At 50.8% G+C, this 22,430-nt stretch carries 14 protein-coding genes; 3 read left to right on the top strand and 11 right to left on the bottom strand.

Going from position 1 to position 22,430, the window contains the following annotated elements; all coding sequences use genetic code 11:
- Positions 1–122: 122 nt before the first annotated feature.
- The 4 genes from acnB to CWE15_RS05820 form a co-directional block, all read right to left on the bottom strand.
- Positions 123–2,711: a bifunctional aconitate hydratase 2/2-methylisocitrate dehydratase gene (gene acnB, locus CWE15_RS05835; protein ID WP_126757139.1), complete on the bottom strand. Its 2,589-nt coding sequence runs from the start codon at positions 2,709–2,711 to the stop codon at positions 123–125.
- Between the two features lie 350 nt (positions 2,712–3,061).
- On the bottom strand, positions 3,062–3,544 hold the full coding sequence (locus CWE15_RS05830; RefSeq protein WP_126757138.1) for an alpha/beta fold hydrolase: 483 nt from the start codon (positions 3,542–3,544) through the stop codon (positions 3,062–3,064).
- A gap of 11 nt (positions 3,545–3,555) precedes the next feature.
- Positions 3,556–5,106: a cation:proton antiporter family protein gene (locus CWE15_RS05825; RefSeq protein ID WP_126757137.1), complete on the bottom strand. Its 1,551-nt coding sequence runs from the start codon at positions 5,104–5,106 to the stop codon at positions 3,556–3,558.
- Between the two features lie 75 nt (positions 5,107–5,181).
- A complete protein-coding gene (locus CWE15_RS05820) occupies positions 5,182–5,553 on the bottom strand; it encodes a hypothetical protein (RefSeq protein WP_126757136.1) in 372 nt (123 codons plus the stop codon).
- Between the two features lie 189 nt (positions 5,554–5,742).
- Here CWE15_RS05820 and CWE15_RS05815 point away from each other — a divergent pair, with 189 nt between their 5' ends.
- Entirely contained in the window at positions 5,743–6,852 is a 1,110-nt protein-coding gene (locus tag CWE15_RS05815; protein ID WP_126757135.1) for an efflux RND transporter periplasmic adaptor subunit, read from the top strand.
- 2 nt (positions 6,853–6,854) lie between these two features.
- Positions 6,855–9,944: an efflux RND transporter permease subunit gene (locus tag CWE15_RS05810; RefSeq protein ID WP_126757134.1), complete on the top strand. Its 3,090-nt coding sequence runs from the start codon at positions 6,855–6,857 to the stop codon at positions 9,942–9,944.
- Here the strand turns inward: CWE15_RS05810 and CWE15_RS05805 are convergent.
- The 5 genes from CWE15_RS05805 to CWE15_RS05785 form a co-directional block, all read right to left on the bottom strand.
- Positions 9,907–10,470, bottom strand: coding sequence for a hypothetical protein (locus tag CWE15_RS05805; RefSeq protein WP_126757133.1), 564 nt, complete (start codon positions 10,468–10,470; stop codon positions 9,907–9,909). The genes CWE15_RS05810 and CWE15_RS05805 overlap by 38 nt on opposite strands.
- Positions 10,461–10,955, bottom strand: coding sequence for a methylated-DNA--[protein]-cysteine S-methyltransferase (locus CWE15_RS05800; RefSeq protein ID WP_126757132.1), 495 nt, complete (start codon positions 10,953–10,955; stop codon positions 10,461–10,463). The genes CWE15_RS05805 and CWE15_RS05800 overlap by 10 nt, the downstream gene beginning before the upstream one ends.
- On the bottom strand, positions 10,956–14,564 hold the full coding sequence (locus CWE15_RS05795; protein ID WP_126757131.1) for an efflux RND transporter permease subunit: 3,609 nt from the start codon (positions 14,562–14,564) through the stop codon (positions 10,956–10,958). It abuts the gene before it with no gap.
- Positions 14,561–16,336, bottom strand: coding sequence for an efflux RND transporter periplasmic adaptor subunit (locus tag CWE15_RS05790; protein WP_126757130.1), 1,776 nt, complete (start codon positions 16,334–16,336; stop codon positions 14,561–14,563). The genes CWE15_RS05795 and CWE15_RS05790 overlap by 4 nt, the downstream gene beginning before the upstream one ends.
- Before the next feature lie 77 nt (positions 16,337–16,413).
- Positions 16,414–16,794 (bottom strand): hypothetical protein, encoded by a 381-nt coding sequence (locus CWE15_RS05785; protein ID WP_126757129.1) that lies wholly within the window; start codon positions 16,792–16,794, stop codon positions 16,414–16,416.
- Positions 16,795–16,961: 167 nt separating this feature from the next.
- On the opposite strand from CWE15_RS05785, the gene CWE15_RS05780 reads away from it, so the two are divergent.
- Positions 16,962–19,484 carry a zinc-dependent metalloprotease gene (locus CWE15_RS05780; protein ID WP_126757128.1) on the top strand — a complete coding sequence of 841 codons (2,523 nt, stop codon included), beginning with the start codon at positions 16,962–16,964 and terminating at the stop codon, positions 19,482–19,484.
- A gap of 117 nt (positions 19,485–19,601) precedes the next feature.
- Here the strand turns inward: CWE15_RS05780 and CWE15_RS05775 are convergent, their stop codons facing one another.
- Positions 19,602–20,147 carry a DUF2058 domain-containing protein gene (locus CWE15_RS05775; RefSeq protein WP_126757127.1) on the bottom strand — a complete coding sequence of 182 codons (546 nt, stop codon included), beginning with the start codon at positions 20,145–20,147 and terminating at the stop codon, positions 19,602–19,604.
- 174 nt (positions 20,148–20,321) lie between these two features.
- Positions 20,322–22,382, bottom strand: coding sequence for a M13 family metallopeptidase (locus tag CWE15_RS05770; RefSeq protein ID WP_126757126.1), 2,061 nt, complete (start codon positions 22,380–22,382; stop codon positions 20,322–20,324).
- Positions 22,383–22,430: the final 48 nt, after the last annotated feature.

Below are 22,430 nucleotides of genomic sequence, written 5' to 3'. Positions count from 1 at the left end.
CTTGCTAAAAACAAAACCCAGCTTCGGCTGGGTTTTTTATTGCTTGCTTCATTACGGGCTTTCCCCATAAAAAAACCCGCTCATGTGAGCGGGTTTTTATGCATTAAGCAACGAGCGCCGTATTAGCCAACGTTTAGTGTTGGAATAATAGACTCTTTTGCTTTCTTCTCGGCTGCCTGGAAGTCTGGCATTTCGTCGAAGTTTAAGTACTTGTACACTTCACCGGACATAGCGTCGAGGCTTTGTGCATACTGCATGTACTCTTCACGCGTTGGAATCTTACCTAAAATAGCACCAACTGCAGAAAGCTCTGCCGATGCTAGGTAAACGTTCGCGCCGTCACCTAAACGGTTCGGGAAGTTACGTGTCGAAGTGGAAAGAACCGTAGCGCCTGCTTTCACACGTGCCTGGTTACCCATACACAGTGAACAGCCTGGCATTTCTGTACGCACACCATTTCGACCAAAGATGTTGTAATACCCTTCTTCCATCAGCTGGGCTTCATCCATCTTCGTGGGTGGGGCAATCCACAGGCGGGTTTCTAGCTCTGCCGTGTTTTGCTCTAGCAATTTACCAGCTGCACGGAAATGACCAATGTTAGTCATGCATGAACCAATAAATACTTCGTCTACTTTGTCACCAGCAACATCAGACAAGGTTTTCGCGTCGTCTGGGTCGTTCGGGCAACATACAATCGGCTCAACAATTTCGTTCAGGTCAATTTCAATCACTTCTGCATACTCTGCGTCTGCATCCGCTTCCATTAACTCTGGGTTGGCAAGCCATTCTTCCATCTTCTTCGCACGGCGCTCAAGAGTGCGTGCGTCGCCGTAACCTTCTGCAATCATCCAGCGCAGCATGGTTATGTTCGACTGCAAGTATTCCGCAATAGACTCTTCTGAAAGCTTGATCGTACAACCTGCAGCTGAACGCTCGGCTGACGCGTCAGACAGTTCAAACGCCTGCTCTACGGTTAAGTTCTCTAGGCCTTCAATTTCAAGAATACGACCTGAGAAAACGTTTTTCTTACCGCGTTTCTCTACCGTAAGTAGACCTTCTTTAATGGCATATAAAGGAATCGCATGAACCAGGTCACGTAAGGTAACGCCTGGTTGCATTTCACCTTTAAAGCGCACTAATACCGACTCTGGCATATCCAGCGGCATCACCCCTGTTGCGGCCGCAAATGCAACCAAGCCTGAACCCGCTGGGAAAGAAATACCTAATGGGAAACGCGTATGCGAGTCACCACCTGTACCAACCGTGTCAGGTAGCAACATACGGTTTAACCAGCTGTGGATAATACCGTCACCTGGACGTAGAGAAACACCACCACGGTTCATAATAAAGTCAGGCAGCGTATGCTGGGTGTCAATATCAACCGGCTTCGGGTACGCCGCTGTGTGACAGAACGACTGCATCACTAAGTCGGCGTTAAAGCCCAAGCACGCGAGGTCTTTTAGCTCGTCACGGGTCATTGGCCCTGTAGTGTCTTGCGAGCCTACCGTGGTCATGCGTGGCTCACAGTAAGTACCGGCACGGACACCTTCCATACCACAGGCCTTACCTACCATTTTCTGTGCTAGCGTGTAACCTTTGTTGCTATCGCCTGGCTGCTCTGGTGTGCGGAATAAGTCGGAATGGCCTAAGCCTAGTGACTCACGCGCCTTGGTTGTTAAGCCACGACCAATAATCAGGTTGATACGGCCGCCAGCGCGCACTTCGTCAATAATAACGTCCGAAGCATATTTGTACTCAGCAATCACTTCGCCTGCTTCGTTTTCAATTTTGCCCGCGTATGGGTAAATATGAATCACATCACCCATGTTCATTTTTTCAACGTCCGCTTCAAACACAAGGGTTCCTGTGTCTTTCATGGTGTTGAAGAAAATAGGGGCTACTTTACCACCAATACAAATACCGCCTGAACGTTTGTTCGGCGTACCTGGCATGTCTTCACCAATGTACCAAAGCACTGAGTTGGTGGCCGACTTACGAGAAGAGCCTGTACCTACCACGTCACCAACAAAGGCAACTGGGTGGCCTTTTTCTTTCAGCTCTGCAATTTGTTCTGCCGCATTGGTAATGCCTTCACGTGGCATTTTGTACATGGCTTTCGCATGCAATGGAATGTCCGGACGTGACCAAGCGTCTGGCGCAGGAGACAAGTCGTCCGTGTTGGTTTCGCCTGTGACCTTGAATACAGTTGCGGTAATTTTTTCAGGCATTTCTTTGCGGCTGGTGAACCATTCCGCATTGGCCCATGACTCAACCACTTCCTTGGCAACAGCGTTGCCTGCTTTCATGCGCTCTTCCACGTCGTGGAAAGCGTCGAACATTAAAATGGTGTGCTTTAATTCTTCACCTGCTGCTTGCGCTAGTTCAGCGTCGTCAAGCAATTCAACCAAGGTGACAATGTTGTAACCACCGTGCATGTTACCTAGCAGTTTAACCGCTGCTAGCTTGTCAATAATTGGGCAGTCAATTTCGCCTTTTGCTACAGCGGCAAGAAAACCCGCTTTCACATAAGCCGCTTCGTCTACACCTGGTGGTACTCGCTCGCTAATAAGCTCGAGCAAAAAGTCTTCTTCGCCGGCTGGCGGGTTTTTTAGCAGCTCAACTAACGCAGACACTTGTTCTGGGTTTAGTGGCTTAGCTGGGATTCCTTCTGCGGCTCGCTCGGCCACATGTGCGCGATATTCTTCTAACACTAATTATTCCCCTTTAGTAAGACGCCCCCGAACTCTGCTTTAACAGAATAGGTCGTGAGCTATTAGAAACGGCTGAATTATACGCTATTTAGCCTTTAAATTGAATGCTTAGCCATGACACTTCCCCTATATGCGCCATTCACGCTATCTATGGCTCGAATAGCCCAGCTAAATACATGGCTTTTAACTTTCGCCTGAAAATAGGCTAAGGTGCTTAGCTCTCGCCGCCCAGATAGCAGCTACCCTTTTATCTATTTTATAGCAAGAAAACCCAGTGATCTTCAGTCGCTGGGTAGTTCACTTATAAGCACCACAACTTTGCCGCAACGGAAGAGCACTTTGGTGAAAGGTTAGTTCGTAATGTGTATTTCTCTGAGCAAGCGAATAATAGCCTGCTGAGAACTGTCGCTACTGAGCCGGTGACCGTCTTGCACGCCTGTTAATGGCAGCGCAAAGCGCTGGCAAAAAGCCGCAACTTTGTCGTAGGGCACCACATCGTCGTCGTAGCCTTGTAAAACGCGCACCTGACCTGCAGCGGGCATGCGTGTCACCTTGTCGCCTTCCTCCGTATGCACCGCTGGCGCAAGCAGCAGTAGGTTGTCTATACGCTCTGGGTACAAGGCATACAACCGAGCGGCTAATAACCCACCAAAAGAAGAGCCCACCAAGGTGAGTTGACTTTGCCCGGCGGTGATTGCAGCTGCTGCATCCAAGCGTTGCTGTAGGTTCATCCCTTGAAAGTCGGGCGACTTTAACTCTGGGTAATGCTCTCGTATCAAATGGTACTTTGCACCATGGGGCCCACTTTCAAGCCCATGAAAAAAATACAACATGCCCCAACTCCTTACACCGTTTTTTGTTCCAGTCGCTGTTTCACGTGCTCTGCCAAACCTACACCCGCTTCAACCATGGTCAGGTACGCATGATCAGCACCTGCGGCAATAATCCGTTCGGCTTCATCTTCGTGCATACTATGGGCAATCACAACACCTTCAAAGCCACGTTTGCGTAGTTTTTGGCACGCGGTAATGTTGGCTTCTACTTCGCTCAAACACAAAATAACGGCCTTCACACTGCCAAAATTCAAGCTATCCCAAAACACTCTGTCTTCCGCATCTGCATAAAGTGCATGAAAACCTGCGGCCCTACGCTGCTCTACCTTGAAGGGGTCGGCGTCCATTGAAATAACTTGGTTGTTTTCTTTTAAGTATTCATAAGCAGACGTACCCGTTCGGCCCATTCCCATAATCAAAATATCCGCCTGTCCTAGGTGCACTGGCTGCTGGTCTGGGTGGCGCGTATTGCGTTCAAACTTAATTAAAAAGTCACTTAACTTGTCATAAATTGGGTGCGCTAACGCATTCAAAGGTGCCGACACCACAAAAGACAAAGACACCAAGAGCGCCAATGGAATAAGGTATTCGGGCATAATAACGCTGGCTACAATAAGCCCAAACTCTGAGTAGTTCCCTAAACTTAAGCCCGACAAAAACGCGCTGCGGGCCCGCAGTTTGAAGGCCAGCAACAAAAAGAAAAACAAGACAATTTTGAAGGGGACAAAGAGCAGCATAACACCGGCAAAAACCCAGTCGGAGGCTTCGGGCAAGCCGCCCATACCTATGCTTAAAAAGAACCCCACTAAAAAGAACTCTTTAATGCCCCACAAGGCTTTTGAAAGCTCGCCAGCTTGCGGGTGCTTCGACAGCAAGGCACCAAAAGCCAATGCGCCCAGTTCCGAACTGAGCCCCACCATTTCAAAACCGTGCCCACCGATGACCAGCGCCAGCAATAAGCCAAACAAAATAAACAAGTCGTCGTGACCTATTGAGTCGAGAAGCTTGTATAGCAGGGGTCGCAATAAAGGCAGGAGTAACACCAGCAAGGCGTATGGTGAAGGACTTACCCCTTGAGCCAAGGTCATGACCACCAACGCAATTAAGTCTTGGACAATAAGAATACCTATGGCCACACGACCATGAAATGCCCCCAGCTCACGCTTACTTTCTAATACTTTAGCGGCTAATACAGTACTCGAAAAACCAAGGGCCACGGCCACTATCAGTGCTTGGTAGTGGGCGAAGTCAAACACCCAGATGCCAATGCCATAAAATACACCGACCGTCACCACAAAGTGTGCCACACCAGCACCTAGCACTTCCGGTTTAATCAAGCTGCGTACGTTGAGCTTTAAGCCAACACTAAATAACAGCAGTAAAACACCAAGATGCGCAACATGCTGAATAATGCCTTGACCATTTGCGGGAAGCGACAAGAAGGGACTTATAGCCGCTATGGCAAAGCCGGCGGCTAGGTAGCCAACCAGTGTCGGTAAGCCAATGGAACGAGCAAACAGCCCGACCACGAAAGCAAAGCCTATCCAAACAGCTTCTAACATAGGGCAACTCTGTAGGTGATGAATAGGCCTATCATACCTGACAGCTTTCCTGAAGGTGAAATATTGACGGCTTTTTTATGCCAATTTATTAATGTGTTGGTACAAGTTCATGGCACGTTGCACGTGGGTGTAGCCATTCACATGGGCACTGAGCTGCGACCAGTTTGGCGCGCGCCCTGCTCGGCCCGGTTCTTTGTTGTTTGTTTCTCCAGTCGCACTTACCGCAGCCGTTTGCTTCACGCTTGCAGGCGCAGTCGTCGGCGCAGCTGTCGCCTCGTTCCCACGCGCCTGATATTGGGCCACTTGATTGATCATGCCCTGCTCTTTTAGCATTTCCTGCTGTTCAGCTTCAGCTCCGGTTTGCCGTTCCCCTTGCTGGCTAAGCCCGCCAGAGGATGTATTGATTGGTGTCTGTGGTCGCGCCACATGATTTGTTATTCCGTCCATACTCACTACCCTTTATACACTACAATGCGTTCAGGTTTAGAGTAGAGGATGCAACCTTTATGCCACGGCTTAAGTCAATCTTTTGGCGTCGGCTTTTTAAACACATTAAATATAACTTTCAGCAGGAACTGCGTATAATACAAACATTCAAATAAATCAGCTTTCTTCGAAAGAATTGAGGACTCCACCATGTCGCGTTCGGTGAAACACGCACTACTTATCGGTTTGTTTAGCATCTTTCTTATGACCGCTTGCAGTGAACAAGCAACGCCTGATCAGACTGCAACTGACGACATTCGCCCGGTGATGCTCGCCCAGGTAGCGTCTGGAGCGCCCCTGCAAACACGTCGCTTCCCCGGGACGGTTGCCGCTACCCAAACTGCGAACCTCACCTTCCGAGTGGGTGGCGAACTTGTCATGTTGGCTGCACGCCCTGGTCAAGCGGTTACCCAACAACAAGTAATTGCCAAGCTAGACCCAAAAGACTATGCCCTTGCAGTGGAGCAGGCAGAGGCTCGAGCCGAACTCGCCAAAGCACAGTTTACCCGCACCCAACAACTACTACGCGACGGCATTGTTTCTCAAGCAGAATTTGACCAAGCCAAAGCGGAACAACAAATGGCCCTAGCCGCCTTAAACTCTGCACGCACCAACCTAAGTTATACGGAGTTACGGGCCCCCTTTACCGGTGTTGTGGCCGCCTTACATGTGGAGCCCTACGAAAACATTGCTCCGCAGCAACCTGTGCTGACCCTACAAACAGACACGCTCATTGATGTATCCATTCAAGTGCCCGAACGCCTATTTGCCCGTGTTCATCGTGACGAAAGTTACCAACCAGAAATACGCTTCGACAGTATTCCCGATAAGGTTTTTCATGGCCGGGTGAAAGAGTGGAACCGCATTGCCGACGCAGCAACCAATACTTACCAGGTGGTGTTTACCTTAGCCAAGCCTGAGCATGTCAATATATTACCCGGCATGACCGCCCAAGTCTTTGTCGACAGCGACCGCTTACTCACGGGTTCAAAGCAGGTCGTGCGTGTGCCTATTGGCGCTGTCTACTCTCCCCCGGAGCTCGCTAACACGCCAAGCCAACGGTATGTTTGGGTGTATCAGGCCACAGGAGACGACATAGGCACTGTGCACCGCCGCCAGGTCACGATTGGCCAAGCTTTTACTCATACCATTTTAATTGAAGAAGGCTTAACGGCGGGCGAGCGCGTTGTTGCCGCTGGAGTGCATCAGCTGGAAGAAGGGGCACAGGTTCGCCCTTGGCATCGTGAGCGAGGCCTTTAATCATGGACATTGCTCGCTATAGTATAAAACGCCCCACCAGTAGCTGGATTTTTCTGCTTATTTTACTTATTGGCGGCATCCTGGCCTTGCAACAAATTGGCCGCTTAGAAGACCCTGAATTCACCATTAAACAAGCCATGGTGATTGTTCCTTACCCGGGTGCTTCTGCAGAGCAAGTGGAAGAAGAAGTGACTGTGCCTCTGGAAAACGCCATTCAAGAGTTAGCGTACATTTACCACATCACCTCTATTTCTCAGCCAGGCATGGCACAAATTACCGTTGAAATGAAAGACCAATACCGTGCCGATGTGCTTCCGCAAATATGGGATGAGCTGCGCCGCAAGGTGAACGACAAAAGCCGCGAGCTGCCGCCGGGCGTGGGCCCTGTTATTGTAAAAGATGACTTCGCCGACGTATTTGGTATGTTGCTGGCGTTAACCGGTGACGGCCATACGCTGCCCGAGCTACTTGACCATGCCAAGTACTTGCAGCGAGAGCTTTCTTTGGTACCCGGCGTGGCGAAAGTGGTGATCAATGGTGAACTAGAAGAGCAAGTAATGGTGGAAGTGTCCCGCGCACGGCTCGCCAACCTAGGTATTCCACCATCTCGTATTTACCAACTGCTGGCCACACAAAACACGGTGTCGAACGCTGGCCGGGTAAAAATGGGCAACGACGCAGTGCGCTTTTCCACCAGCGGTGAGTTTACTTCCGTTGAGCAGCTCGCTTCTTTGGTGATCAGTAACCCTGGGGCTCGCGAACAACTTTATTTGGGCGACGTGGCAGACATTTCCCGTCAACCCGCGGCAATTCCTCAACATTTAGTGCGCTTTCAAGGTGAGCCTTCTTTGTGGCTGGGTATTTCTTTTGCTTCCCATGTAAATGTGGTCAAAGTAGGTGAACAGGTCGAGGAAAAATTAGCCGAGCTAACATACGCTACCCCTCTGGGTATGCAGCTTGGCACTATTTACAACCAACCCGCCGAAGTAGACCGTTCAGTGTCGGGCTTTCTCTGGAACCTGGTGCAAGCCGTGGTGATTGTCATTGTGGCCTTGCTCCTAACCATGGGGCTGAGCAGTGGTTTCTTAATAGGTTTTGTGCTGCTAGTCACTGTACTTGGTAGCTTTATTTTTATGCTATTTGCCGGCATTCAACTGCACCGTGTCTCCTTGGGGGCCCTCATTATTGCCTTGGGTATGCTGGTGGATAACGCCATTGTTATTACCGAAGGAATATTGGTGGGTGTGCAGCGTGGGAAAACCCGCCTTGCCGCAGCGCAAGAAGTGCTAAAGCAGAACCAGTGGCCGCTGTTTGGTGCAACCCTTATCGCTATTATCGCCTTTGCGCCCATTGGGCTGTCGTCAGACTCCACCGGTGAGTTTGCTGGGGCTTTGTTCTGGGTGTTACTTATTTCCCTTGGTTTGAGCTGGGTCACAGCACTGGTGCTCATTCCGTTTTTGGCCAATATGCTGTTCCGGAAGAACATTCAGGTGTCCAGCAGCGACGAAGCGCTATATAACAAACCCTTGTACCTTGGCTATAAACGGTTACTAGCGTTTGCTCTGCGCTGGCGGATAGGCACCATGGTGCTGATGGGAGCGTTACTGGTTTCTGCTGTACTCGGCTTTGGCTTGATTCGCCAAAGTTTTTTCCCAAGCTCCACCACTCCTATTTACTTTGCCAGCTTGTGGTATCCACAAGGGACCGATATTCGGGCAACCTCTACAGATATGGCACGCATCGAAGACTACCTGCTATCTCAGCCAGAAGTAGAACAAGTGTCTAGCACCATTGGTCAGGGCGCACCTCGCTTTACTCTGCCCTATTTGGTGGAAAAGTCTTTTGAAAACTACGGGCAATTGATTGTGCGCACCCACAACCCAGAACAGCTGCCCGCTATGATGGCCCGGACCCGTGACTACTTGGCCAACCAACACCCGAATGTGCGCCCACGCATTAGCCGCATGGAAATTGGCCCTCCTGTGAAAGCCGCCATTGAAGCGCGCTTTAGCGGCCCAGAGCCCGAGGTGCTGCGTCAGCTGTCGGCCCAAGCACAGCAATTGCTAGCCCAAGACGCGCGTTTAACCAATATTCGTGACGACTGGCGCGAGCGTAGCAAGGTACTGCGCCCACAGTTTAATGAAGAACATGCGCGCCGTGTGGGTATTACCAAACAAGATGTGGACGACCTGCTGTTAGCCAACTTCCATGGCCGCACTGTGGGTGTTTATCGCGACGGTACGCAACTGCTGCCTATTGTGGTGCGTGCACCCGAGCACGAACGAGTGCACTTAGAACAATGGCAAGACATGCTGGCCCATAGCGCCGCTTTAAACCGTTATATTCCTTTGACGCAGCTTATTGACAGCATGCCACTCGACTGGGAAGAGTCGCTGATTCAGCGTCGAGACCGAAAGCGCACCATGACTGTCATGGCAGACCCCGATCCTTTAGATGACGCCACGCCGGCGGATATTTTCAGCCAAGTGCGCGGGCCTCTTGAAGCCATGCCCTTGCCTAAAGGTTATACCCTGTCTTGGGGGGGTGAACACGAAGCGTCGAGTAAAGCGAAAGCCGCTGTGTTTAGCTCCATTCCAATTGGCTATTTAATTATGTTTATTATTACGGTGTTGCTGTTTAGCTCGGCCCGTAAAGCAGCCGTTATTTGGACCACAGTGCCCCTTTCTATTGTGGGTGTAAGCTTTGGTTTACTGCTGACTCAGCAAGCCTTTAGTTTTATGGCGTTACTGGGTATTTTAAGTTTGTCCGGTATGCTTATTAAAAACGGTATTGTGCTGCTAGAGCAAATTAAAACAGAAGAAGACGCGGGCAAGACAGGTTATACCGCCCTTACGGATGCCTCCGTAAAGCGGGTACGTCCAGTGACGATGGCGGCGCTTACCACCATCCTTGGTATGATCCCGCTTTTATTTGACGAGTTTTTTGCCAGTATGGCAGTAACCATTATGTTCGGACTTGGCTTTGCCACCTTGCTCACACTCATTGTGGTGCCCGTTATGTACAGCTTGGTGTTACCTATTGGCAAACCAACAACTAGTCCGCCGTCTGATTCCGAACCCGCAGAGTCGTAAACGCAGACTTGGGATAGTTGTGCGCCATTTCAATTTGTCGCCCATCGGGTAAAAACATGATGGGCGTAAATTCACGCCGACGCGGGTTCGAGGCAATCACACTGGTCACTTGCGAACGAATGTCGAGGCGCTGTTGTTCGTTTTGCACCCCTTGCAGGCGTAAAAAGTAGCGCAACAGGGCATTAAAAGAGTCTTGGTGGCCACGACGAAATTCAAGCTGGGTAAACAATACCTGCTGCTTGTTTTGCGGGTTCAATACTAAAGCAAACTCATAGGGGTAGGAGTTCTCAAACACCCCGCTGCATTCCCAGAAAGGTAACCCGGCTGTACCATCGAGCATTTCGTCGGGCCGTACCGACTGCTGCATCGTTTGATTACAACCACGCCAAGCGCTGGTTTGAAAATCTTCCAGTTTCGCCACAGCTTCTGGCGCATCTAACACTTTAAGCGGCGCTGGCTCATCTGCTTGGCAGGCCGCTAGCAGGACCCCACAACTCAAGACTAGGGCAAGTCGCTTTATCGCCATGTACACTTCTCCACTGCTAATAACTGTTTTTTCCGAGGCAAACCACCACCATAGCCACCTAAACTGCCGTCGGCGGCAATCACGCGATGGCAGGGTATTAGGATCACTATCGGGTTTTTGCCGTTGGCTTGGCCGACGGCCTGGTATCCTTTTGGCCTACCCACGGCTTCTGCCAAGGTTTTATAAGACCAGGTGGTGCCGTACGGAATGGTTTCTAAAGCGGCCCACACAGCCTGTTGAAACACAGTGCCATGAGGGCGCAGGGGCAGGTTAAATTGGGTAAGCTCGCCAGCAAAATAGCGCTCTAACTCCTGCTGTAGCTGCACGAAAAGCTTGTCCGAAGCGGCGCTTTGCCCACTTCCCTTTGGCAAAGGGGCCTCTTGGGCAGCAAACTCCAATACAGTCAGCGCGCCGTTTTCTACGCAGGCATGCATCGCCCCGATAGGGGCGATATGAAGACGTTGCCAGTGTTGCTGTGCTTTCATTTATGCTGTTTCTGCCTTTTTTATTCGTCGCTCTTCGCGCCAACTCCATAACACGGGTACTAAAAACATGCTAAATCCTACACACAATAACCCACCTACGGTAGGAATTGCCATAGGCAACATAATATCAGCACCGCGGCCAGAAGCTGATAGCACAGGTAATAACGCAATAATGGTGGTCGCACTGGTCATTAAGCAAGGTCGAACCCGCTTTTGTCCTGCCTCAATCACCGCCTGATGAATGGCTTCCCGCGTAGGCTCAACGTGTTGATCAAAGCGCTGTTTGAGATAACTGGCCATAATCACACCGTCATCTACAGCAATACCAAACAGGGCAAGAAAACCCACCCAAACAGCAATACTCAGGTGCACTGTGTCTACTTGGAACACCGACTGGAAAGTTACCCCCTCCATCAGCCATGGAATACTCCAATTCATAAACCATGACTGGCCGTACAAGTACAGTAGAATAAAGCCACCGGACCATGCTACTGCAATGCCACTAAACACCATAAGTGCCGTAGACAGCTGTTTAAACTGCACATACAGCACAGCGAAAATAAGCAGCAAGGCCAAAGGGAGAACCCAGGTTAACGTAGCGCTAGCACGCTGTTGCTGTTGGTAGCTGCCAGCAAAGCTATATTGCACACCTTCTGGTAATTGCAATTGCCCTTCGGCAAGGGCGGAAGTCAGCAGAGCCTGAACCGACTCCACCACATCTACATCGGCCATCCCAGGTTTTGCACCAAAGGTTACATAGGCCGTTAAGAAGGTGTTTTCCGAGCGGATCATTTGCGGTCCACGGGCATATTCAATGTCCGCTACATAATGCAGTGGAATATATTGCCCTGCGGGCGTTGCTAACAACACCTGCTCCATCGCTTCTATACTGTCCCTCTGTTCACGTTGGTAACGCACCCGCACACTGTAACGCTCTCGCCCGGTCACGGTTTTTGTTGCTTCCACGCCCCCTATGGCCGTGCTAATGGTGTGTTGCACATCATTAATTTGTAAGCCATAACGGGCCAGCTGATCGCGTTTCAAGTGAATTTCTAAATAAGGCTGCCCAACAATACGCTCGCCATTCACCGAGCCAGGGCTAACCACAGGGGATGTGCGCACCAGCTCTTCAATGGCTATCACACTTTGTTCCATGCTGGCTAGGTCCGGTCCCTGCACCTTAATCCCCATGCTGGCACGCATGCCTGTTTGCAGCATGATTTGACGGGTTTCGATAGGCTGTAACTTAGGCGCAGAGGTCACTCCCAACACCTGCGCTGCAGCCACAATTTCCTGCCAGATGTCATCTGGCGACTGAATATGGTCTCGCCACTGGCGAACTCGCTCACCGTCGGCATTCACACCGTACTCTGGTTTATATTGAATAATGGTTTCAATCATAGACACGGGGGCAGGGTCTAGTGCCGTTTCTGCGCGGCCCAGCTTGCCCACCACGCGATCTACTTCTGGAATCGCGCGAATCGCTTTGTCCTGTTCGCTCAGTACTTCTAGCACCTCGCCTATGGAGGCGTGGGGCATGGTGGTTGGCATATATAAAAACGTGCCTTCGTCGAGTGCAGGCATAAACTCTCGGCCCAAGCGCGGCACAATAATTAATGCCACCACCACGAGCACCAAAGGTACTAACATAGCTGCGCTTTTATAGCGCAAGAGCCACGCCAGTATCCGTCGATAATAATGCAATAAAAGCCATACACCACTGGCGACTACAGCGAAGATAAGCCCGACAAAAAGCAGGTTCTTAAACGCACTGTTCGGGCCAAGTGGCATCCAAGCTTGACTTAATGCCCATACCACCAGCAGGAGCAAACCAATAAACAAGCTGCGCCGGGCTGATCGAAAGCGAGCTATGCTTTCAGACCATGCATTCAACCGTGGGTTTAGCACCAACTTTAGTAATACGGGCAAAACAACCAAAGCTAATACCACAGAGCACAGTAGCACCAAGGTTTTGGTGTAAGCCAAAGGCGAAAATAATTTGCCTTCAGCTCCCGTTAAAGCGAATACCGGAAGGAAACTAATGACCGTGGTGCTAATAGCTGTGACCACCGCAGGAGCCACCTCCTGACAGCCTTGTTTGACCTGCTCAAAGCTGGACCAATCAGGGTGTGCCGCGCGCTTGCGCATAACGTTGTCGGTCATAATAATGGCCATGTCCACTATGGTTCCTATGGCGATTGCGATGCCCGCAATGGCCACAATATTGGCTTCAATGTGCAGCAAACGCATGGCAATAAATGTCATTAACACGGTTAACGGCAGCATCACCACAACCACCACAGCCGCCCGCAACCGCACTAGCAGCAACAGAATAATGGCTGCGGTCACCAAAATTTGCTGGTACAAGGTTTGACTTAATGTGCTTAGGGTTTCGTCAATCAGCACCGAGCGGTCGTAGAAAGGCACAAGGGTAAGCTGGCTTTCCGTTAACCATGCAGGCCATAGCTCCACTGGGTGCTGTGCTAACCACTGTCGCCAAGCTTCATTTGCCGTTGCCGCCATGTCCACCGGTGCGCCAGCTTGCCAAGAAGGCAGACCTTGTTGCTGAGCAAAGGTTTCTACCTGCCCCTGCTCGACACGGGACCAGTCAATCACGGCCTTACGAGGCAAGCTAGGGGCTAGCTGTTCTATTTTCTTTTGCACCCGCTCAATCACGTCCAGCGCGTTGGCCCCTTCGCGAATGGTCACCACGCCGCCCACGGCTTCCACTCCGTCTACATCCAGTGCCCCACGGCGCGTTGCTGGGCCTATACTAACTTTTGCCAGATCGGCAACACGCACTGGCGTTTGCTCTCCTCGGTACGCCACCACTGCTTGTTCAATGTCCGTGGTAGACTGAAGGAAGCCAACCCCCCGCACTAAGTATTCCGCTCGGTTAATCTCAGTCGTTCGTGCACCTATGTCTAAGTTTGCGCTGGCCACCGCTTGTACAATTTCGGCCAAGGTCACTTGGTAAAGGCGCAGTGCATTGGCGTCTACGTCTATTTGGTACTCTTTCACGAAGCCACCCACAGAAGCCACTTCCGTGACTCCAGAAACACCGAGCAGTGCGTAGGACACCAACCAGTCTTGAACACTGCGAACTTCCTCTAAAGACCAACCACCTACGGGAGCCCCCGTTCGGTCACGCCCTTCTAAGGTGTACCAATAGACTTGGCCTAAACCTGTTGCATCGGGACCCAGGGTTGGCTGCACACCCGCGGGTAAGGTGCCCGCTGGCAGCGCGCTGAGCTTTTCCAACAAGCGCGAGCGTGACCAATAAAAGTCGACGCCATCGTCGAAAATAACGGCGATACTGGAAAAGCCAAACATGGACAAGGTGCGCACATCGCGTACGCCTGGCACCCCCATTAAAGCCAAACTCAAGGGATAACTAACCTGGTCGTCCACGTCTTGCGGTGAGCGCCCAGGCCATTCGGTAAACACAATTTGCTGGTTTTCACCTAAGTTGGGTAAGGCGTCCACCGCCACAGGAGAACTGGGCAGCCCTTCTGGTGACTGGAAAGGTGTCGTCACAAGCCCACCGGCTATCACAAGAGTGACTGCGGCCACCGCCAAAAATGGGTGGCGTAACAACCAACTGATCATTGTGTGTGACCTCCTAAGTGTTCTTCCACGCTGCCACAACGGAGCATGGAAGAACCGTAATAAGGATTGAGTAATTCGTTGGTTGGTTGCAGCCAGTCGGCTCCTTGGTTTGCTCGCGCCATCGGGCAATGAGCACGGTACACCTCTCCCTCATGCACGCCCATACGAGCAAGTTTGATCATGCCTTTTGAGTGGATAAAGAACTGATCCCGTGCTTGTGCAATGTCTGAAACATGATGTAAGTGCTCACGAGCGTACAACAAGTCCGCTTGAATAGCCGCAAGCTCCGTTGGCCATTCAACCGTCTCAACCGCGGCAAAAAAGTCTGCGGCAGCCTGATGCCAAGCGTCGAGCTGATCACTTTTCAGCGCCTCCCACATAGCAAAGTAAGGTGGAAAAATGTGGGCCGCTTCATGGTCAAGCATAACCGTCTGGTCCATGGCAGGCATGTCCATGGCGTGCATTACATGCTCCGCGTGTTGGTCCTGTTTATGCAGGCTATGGTCATGTTGAGCGGAGCCCGCCGCTGTTTGCGACATCATGCTTTCGTTCCCTTGCAGTTGTAGCTCACTGTCAATGCGGAAGTTACCTTTGTTCACCACGAACTCCCCTTCTGCAAGCCCTTCTACCACTTGGTAATAGTCGTCAAAGCGTGCGCCTAACACCACTTGGCGCTGAGCAAACACCCCTGGCTGGTCAGGGTCTGCCACATACACTAAAGAACGTGGCCCGGTGAAAAGTACGGCACTGTGTGGAACAGCTAGGGTCTGTTCATCTTCTACCACAGCTATTTCGGCGGTCACAAAGCTACCCGGTCGAACAGACATGTCACGGGCATCAAACTCAACCCGCACCTGACCAATTTGCTGACCATTCAGTTCAGGCAAGACCTCCACCACGTTCGCTACCACAGGTTCACTTTGGTGAGGCAGCTGTAAGCGAACCTGCTGGCCCGTATGCACCCATTGTAAGTCGTGCTGAAACACATCCAATACCACCCACATAACACTGGGGTCAGCGACTGTCGCAATAGGCTCTCCGGTTTTTACATACTGGCCTTCACGGACAAAGGTTTCTGTCACAACGCCCGCCAAAGGGGACTGGATATCTATATGCGTGCTTACGTGCGGCTGCTGTGCCAATGCCTGAATATGACTTGTTGGTACACCGAGCAACGCCAAACGGCGCTCGGCCGCTTGCAAAATACGCTGCGCCGACTCAGAAAGCGTTGGTTTATCGGCTACCTGCTGTGTTTGTCGCAAGGCGTCTAAGTATTCTTGCTGAGCGGTAATTAATTCCGGGCTATATAGCTGCGCCACTGCTTGCCCTTTGGTCACCTGGTCGCCCACCGCATTGATATACAAGGTGTCTAAACGGCCATCGGTCCAGGCCGACAGGGTACGCATGGTGCGGCTATTCCAAGTCACTTTGCCTACGGCTGTAAGCACTTTGCTCAGGTTTCGTAATTGCACCGGTGTAGTGCCCACATCTGCAAGTGCTTTGCCACGTTGGCTTAAGTCTAGTTGCACTTCAAGGTCATGGCTGTCAGTGGCCACACTGGTTTGCACCGGTATCAGGTCCATGCCACAAATGGGGCAGCGGGCATTTGGGTCGGTGGTTCGCACCGAAGGGTGCATGGAGCAGGTATATTCATTCACACTGGCCCTTTCCACCTGCTCAGCAAGGGCCGTCTGTGTGCGGGTTTCACCACAGCCAGTTAAAACAAACAAAGAAATACTTAAAACGAAAAGAAAACGCACAAGGGTCGCCATACAGGCACTCCTACCATAAACAGAAAGCTAATAAGAAATATAAGAACGCGGCCAATTTGGCCCTAGCTAGGTTTTGTTTAGGTTGCGTTTGGCGGTGGTGTGTGTAGCGAAGGCGCTACCACTTGCAACGAGAATTGATAAGGAGATAGTGCGCCGGCAAGAGCTAGCGGTACGGCAAAGCTAAGCCCTTCGAGCGTGGCAACACTGGTGGCAAAACAAGGCGTACAGCTTTGTTCACAGTCCATGCTTTCACACAGGTCAAACAGGCTGGCGGGCATGGTTTGCCCATCACAGCAGTCATGCTGCATGGCCATGGGCTCGGCTGTTTTCCCATGCATTGGACAATGACTGGTGTGGCCTGAATGGGCTTGGTTCATGTCCATGCTAAAGGCCTGTCCCGCCGATAAGGGGGCCAGCAAGAGCGCGCATAATGTGAACCATACCCAAAGTTTTTTCACAGGTCTCTGTATACCTACAACTTCACCATTTGATTTAAGCGGGCTATAAATAGCACTTCCCCTGCACTAATGCAAAGTCTGGTTACACTTTAATACTGGTTTTTTTTGTCAACAGGTCTGAAGTGTGTATAGAATCGAACGGTATTGCTAACTTACGAGGAACCCTCATGTTTAAAAAAATAACCGTGAGCGCTGCTGTAGCTTTAGCGCTCGGGCTTACTGCTTATAGTTCGCCTATGCTTGCAGACGAGCCAGAAAATAAAGAAGAGGAAGTCACCTATGCGTCGCTCATTGAAGACCTACAGGTGCAAGAAGGTTTGTTTAATCTTTACCGCAATGAAGAAGACGGCGCTCTTATGATGTCCATCGAGGAGTCACAACTCGACACGCCTTTCTTATATTTTGCTCTCTCAACAGACGGTGTACTCGAGGCCGGCCACTTCCGTGGCAGCTATCGCGATGAAAAGATTATTGAGTTCCGCCGTTATTTCGACCGGATCGACATTATTCAAAAGCCGATTCGTTATCAATTCAATGAAGACAGTGCGCTTAGCCGTGCCGCTGATGCCAACATGAGTACTTCGGTGCTCGCCAGTGTAAAAATCAAACATGAAGAAGACGGCCGCATTGTTTTTGCTGCCGACGACCTGTTTTTAAGTGAGTCTCTGCATAAAGTTTCTCCATACAGCCGCCCAGGCTCAGAAGGCTTTAGTGTGGGTGGCTTTAAAAAGGACCAGTCGCGCATTGTCAACGACCGCGTATACCCGGAAAACATTGACGTCGTTGTTAATTATGTTTTCAATAACCCGAACCCAACCGTAGGTGCTAGCCCAGCTGTTGCTGACGCACGCTCTACCTCTGTTACTCTGCAGCACTCTTTTATACAGCTGCCTGATAATGACTTCCAGCCGCGCCGTGACGACGCTCGCGTCGGTTACTTTGGTAGCCAATATGACGACATGACGTCGGCTGACTGGGCCCCATACAACGACATTATTAACCGCTGGCACTTAGTGAAAAAAGACCCTTCGGCCGCTATTTCCGACCCTGTCGAGCCCATTGTTTTCTACTTGGAGAATACCACGCCTGAGGAATGGCGCGACGTGATTACAGAAGGTGTACTTGGTTGGAATAAGGCCTTTGAAAAAGCAGGCTTCAGCAATGCCATTGAAGTACGCATTCAACCAGACGACGCCGACTGGGATGCTGGTGACATACGCTATAACGTCATTCGCTGGACCTCGTCACCGAACCCGCCTTTTGGTGGCTATGGCCCGTCTTTAGCAAACCCACTCACCGGGCAAATTATTGCTGCCGACATCATGATGGAATATGTCTATATGACAAACCGTTGGATAGAGGGTGAGTTATATGACGCAAACGGTATTAACCGTCACGACACAGGCGCAAACGACGCTGTGTACTGTAGCCAAGGTTACATGATGCATGAAGGTCTCGTAGCCGGTAACGCCATGGCTGGCTTGCTTGGGGTTGAGTCGATTGACGACAATGAGCTACTACGCCAAGGCATGATCCACGTGATCTTGCACGAAGTGGGCCATACTCTTGGACTAAACCACAACATGAAAGCTTCTATTTTGTGGGACCACGAAGAAGTGCATAACCAAGCGCTCACTCAAGGGGTCTTAACAGGCTCTGTCATGGACTATGCGCCAGTGAATATTGCGCCACCAGGTTATGAACAAGGCGACTATTATCAGTGGGTGGTAGGTCCTTACGACGAGTGGGCCATTGAATATGGCTACAGCCCTGCAGCAGAGGACGCAGACGCTGAGGAAGCGCGTTTAGAAGCTATTTTAAGCCGCTCCCACGAGCACGGCTTAGCCTTCGGTAACGACGCCGACGATATGCGTGCACCCGGTCGTCATATTGACCCACAAGTGATGATTGGCGATATGTCGTCGAACCCTGTGGCCTATGCCCGCGGTCGTTTTGAAGTAGTGAATAAGACCTTTGGCACCCTGCTCGACGACGCGCGCCAAGACGGTGACTCGCACCAGAAGCTCACCACCCTTGCCAGCCGTTTATTCGGCACATATTACGGTCAGGCCGGTGTAATTTCTCGCCAAGTGGGCGGTGTTTACGTTGAACGCGCAACTGTTGGTCAAGGCTCTGATAAAGCGCCCTTCACTCCTGTGCCGCTTGCGAAGCAAAAAGACGCCATGGAAACCCTAGCGAACTTTGTTTTTGCCCCGAATGTGCTTGAACAAATGGAGCCTGTGCTAGCTTATATGCAGCGCCAGCGCCGTGGCTTTAACCACTACGGAAATAACGAAGATCCTAAGTTCCACGACATGGTACTCATGATGCAGGGCAACGTGCTGAACCAATTAATGCACCCTGCAACGGTGAAACGTATTACCGACTCGACCCGTTATGGCAACGAGTATCCACTCCACGCTGTCATGACGGACTTAACAGATGCGATTTTCCCAAGTGCGAAAACCCTCACAACAACCAGCCAGAACCTTCAGGTTGAGTACGTGAAGCGGTTAATTCACATGACAGGATTAGCGGAAGAGTCGTCTTACGACAACGTGGCCCGTACGGCTGCTTATGCTCAACTTGAGCGTATTAAAGCCATGCGCGCACCGCGCCGTTCTGAGTTTGCTTTGGTAGCCCACTTCGACTACTTAAAGCGAATGATTGAAAATGCCATGACCCAGTAATTCAGGCATTGTTCCGTAGGTCATGCATTGCATGACGTTGAAGGCATCGCCTGACGGTGCCACACCTACGGAATATAATAAAAAGGTGACGTTTTATTCAAAACGTCACCTTTTTTATTACCACATTAAGTCGTCGGGTATTTGATAGTCTTTGTACGGGTCGTCCTCGTCGGGCTCTTGCTGGCTGTCGTCAGCTATAAAAATAACCGACGCGGCATAACGCTCCGCAACTTTGTCTGCCACATGAACGGGCACCACAAAGTAGCTGTCTTCATAGGCACAAATAGCAAGCTTGCCATTGGCTAAGTGCTTTTGCATGGTCGCGTCCACATACAGGCTTTTTATCACGTTGCTGCGTGGGTCGTTAAAGTTAAAGCGAATATCGCCTTCAGTCGGCTGTTGGCTTTGCTGCAGCATTTGCAGCACTTGCGCCATACGCGCTCTTTCATCCGCTTGCGCCTGCCTTTCAAGGTTCAGTTGGCGATCGCGTTCACGCTGCTCTTCTCGCTTCCGTGCAAGCTCTTCTTGCTGGCTGGTGTCTTCCACAGCTTGACCACTTTTAATTTTTTTCTTCTGCTTACGTTTTTCTTGGCGGGCTTTCTTGATTTTTTTTTCATCCACCAAGCCAGCACCAAGAAGTTGTTCTGCTAATGACTTTGACATAAAGGCTCACTCATTATCTGTGCCAAAAAATACATGGGGGTATTATGCGGTAATCCTGCAAACATTGTAACCATGCCCAGACCGCTCAAAAAACAAAACCCCCGCTGTTTTCACAGTCGGGGGTTTTCATCCAACTTTGCCTATAGGGGCGGCTGTGCCGAACCTAGGGTCATATTACCAAAGCACCACTCGGTCTTCTGGCGCTAGGTACATGCCGTCGCCAGGCTTCACATCAAAGGCTTCGTAGAAACCTGGAATGTTACGTGGCGCACCTAAAGCACGGTACTGACCTGGCGCATGGGGACCACGAGCCAGTTGCTCACGCATGGCGTCGTCGCGGAACTTAATTTTCCAAATCTGCGCCCAGCTTAAGAACAGGCGTTGCTCACCGGTGAAGCCGTCCATTACTGGCGAAGGCTGGCCGTCAAGAGACTGCTGATAAGCACGGTAGGCACTAATTAAGCCCACATGGTCACCGATGTTTTCACCAAGAGACACCTGGCCATCAACATGCAGGCCTGGCAGGGGTTCAAACTGATTGTACTGTTCTACCAGCATGCCTGTGCGAGCATCAAACTGCTCACGGTCTTGCTCGGTCCACCAGTTACGTAAGTTACCGTCACCGTCGTAGCGTGACCCTTGGTCGTCGAAGCCGTGGCCAATTTCATGACCAATAACCGCACCAATACCACCGTAGTTCACGGCGTCTTCCGCATTCATATCGAAGAATGGTGGCTGTAAAATACCAGCCGGGAACACAATTTCATTACTGACTGGGCTGTAGTAAGCATTCACTCGCTGCGGGTTCATGCCCCAACGCTCACGGTCAACCGGCTGGCCAATGTCGGCAATGTTTCTGTCGTAGCTAAAGTTTGCTACGCGCACGCTATTCCCGAATAAGTCACCTGGCAACACTTCAAGGTCTGAATAGTCACGCCATACATTCGGGTAACCTACCTTAGGAGTAAATTTGCTTAACTTGTCCAGGGCTTTTTCTTTCGTGTCTGGCGTCATCCAGTCTAGCTCTTTAATGGAGCCTTCAAATGCAATGATCAGATTGTCAATGAGCTCTTCCATGCGCGCTTTGGCTTCTGGTGGGAAGTACTGAGCCACATACTCTTGCCCTAACACCTCACCTAACGCACCGTTAGTGGCTTGTACTGCACGCTTCCAACGCTCTTGCTGCTCAGGAATACCGTTCAAGGTTTTTGAGTAGAAGTTGAACTGAATGTCTGCAAAGGTGCTTGATAAACGTGAAGCCGCCGACGACATGACACGCAAGTGCATGTAGTCTTTCCAGGTTTCAATGCTTACGTCCTCGAAAATTGCACCAAAGGCTTCAAAGTAAGAAGGCGTCCGCACAATCAGCTCTTCAGCTGCGGTAATACCTGCCTGCTCGGCAAAGGCTGCAAAGTTGAAGCCACCCAGTAAGGCGTCGAATTCTTCAGCGGTCATTTTATTGTAAGACGCTTCTGCGTCACGCCGTTGGGCACGCGTCCAGTGGTGCTCTGCAAGCGACTCTTCCAAAGCATAAATACGCTTGGCTGCATCTTCTGCATTGTCATGGCCTGATGCGGCTAACATGTCTGCTATATACTTCACATAAGCCTGGCGGTTATTTTCAAAGGCTTCGTTGTCGCGGAAGTAGTAATCACGGTCTGGTAAACCTAAACCCGCTTGCCCTACGTATAGCGCGTAAAAGTCAGGGTTTTTGGCATCTGCATAGGCATAGAAGCTTAACGGAATGCCCACACCGTCACGACGCAAGGTCGCCGTCAAAGCGGTGAGCTCTTCATGGTTCTGTACCGCTTGTACTTTTGCAAGGGTCGCTTCAACGGGCTGCATGCCCAGTTCTTCAATGTGCGCTTCGTCCATAAAGCTGTTGTAGAAGTCGCCAATTTTTTGGTTGTTTGAACCAAATTCTGCGTCTTGCTCTGCAGCTGTTTCTATAATAGTCCGCAGACGACGTTCGTTTTCTTGTGCCAACAAGTCAAAGGCACCAAAACGTGGACGATCGGAAGGAATTTCCACATTTTCATACCAAGTACCGTTTACGAACATAAAAAGGTCGTCTTGCGGGCGTACACTTCGGTCGAAGTCTTGTAGGTTCAAGCCCGACGTCAGTTGTTGCTGCTCTTGCGCCACCTGCTGTGTGCTGGTGTTGGTTTCTTGGCTACAGCCAACTAGGCTTAACGCCATAGCGACACTTGCAGCTGCGAGTTTAATTTTTAACATGAAGCTTGCCTCGTTCTTATTGTTGGAAAGAAAATCAGTGTAAACCCT

Origin of the sequence: Aliidiomarina taiwanensis, assembly GCF_003987015.1 — a bacterium.
Lineage (GTDB): Bacteria > Pseudomonadota > Gammaproteobacteria > Enterobacterales > Alteromonadaceae > Aliidiomarina > Aliidiomarina taiwanensis.
The sequence above is the reverse complement of the archived record's forward strand: the minus strand, read 5'-3'. Positions and strand labels throughout refer to the sequence as shown.

Bases quoted from the DNA above. Each gene is read 5' to 3' on its own strand.
- CWE15_RS05830 (WP_126757138.1), bottom strand. From the start codon at position 3,544: ATGTTGTATTTTTTTCATGGGCTTGAAAGTGGGCCCCATGGTGCAAAG.
- CWE15_RS05825 (WP_126757137.1), bottom strand. From the start codon at position 5,106: ATGTTAGAAGCTGTTTGGATAGGCTTTGCTTTCGTGGTCGGGCTGTTT.
- CWE15_RS05820 (WP_126757136.1), bottom strand. From the start codon at position 5,553: ATGGACGGAATAACAAATCATGTGGCGCGACCACAGACACCAATCAAT.
- CWE15_RS05815 (WP_126757135.1), top strand. From the start codon at position 5,743: ATGTCGCGTTCGGTGAAACACGCACTACTTATCGGTTTGTTTAGCATC.
- CWE15_RS05810 (WP_126757134.1), top strand. From the start codon at position 6,855: ATGGACATTGCTCGCTATAGTATAAAACGCCCCACCAGTAGCTGGATT.
- CWE15_RS05805 (WP_126757133.1), bottom strand. From the start codon at position 10,470: ATGGCGATAAAGCGACTTGCCCTAGTCTTGAGTTGTGGGGTCCTGCTA.
- CWE15_RS05800 (WP_126757132.1), bottom strand. From the start codon at position 10,955: ATGAAAGCACAGCAACACTGGCAACGTCTTCATATCGCCCCTATCGGG.
- CWE15_RS05795 (WP_126757131.1), bottom strand. From the start codon at position 14,564: ATGATCAGTTGGTTGTTACGCCACCCATTTTTGGCGGTGGCCGCAGTC.
- CWE15_RS05790 (WP_126757130.1), bottom strand. From the start codon at position 16,336: ATGGCGACCCTTGTGCGTTTTCTTTTCGTTTTAAGTATTTCTTTGTTT.
- CWE15_RS05780 (WP_126757128.1), top strand. From the start codon at position 16,962: ATGTTTAAAAAAATAACCGTGAGCGCTGCTGTAGCTTTAGCGCTCGGG.
- CWE15_RS05775 (WP_126757127.1), bottom strand. From the start codon at position 20,147: ATGTCAAAGTCATTAGCAGAACAACTTCTTGGTGCTGGCTTGGTGGAT.
- CWE15_RS05770 (WP_126757126.1), bottom strand. From the start codon at position 22,382: ATGTTAAAAATTAAACTCGCAGCTGCAAGTGTCGCTATGGCGTTAAGC.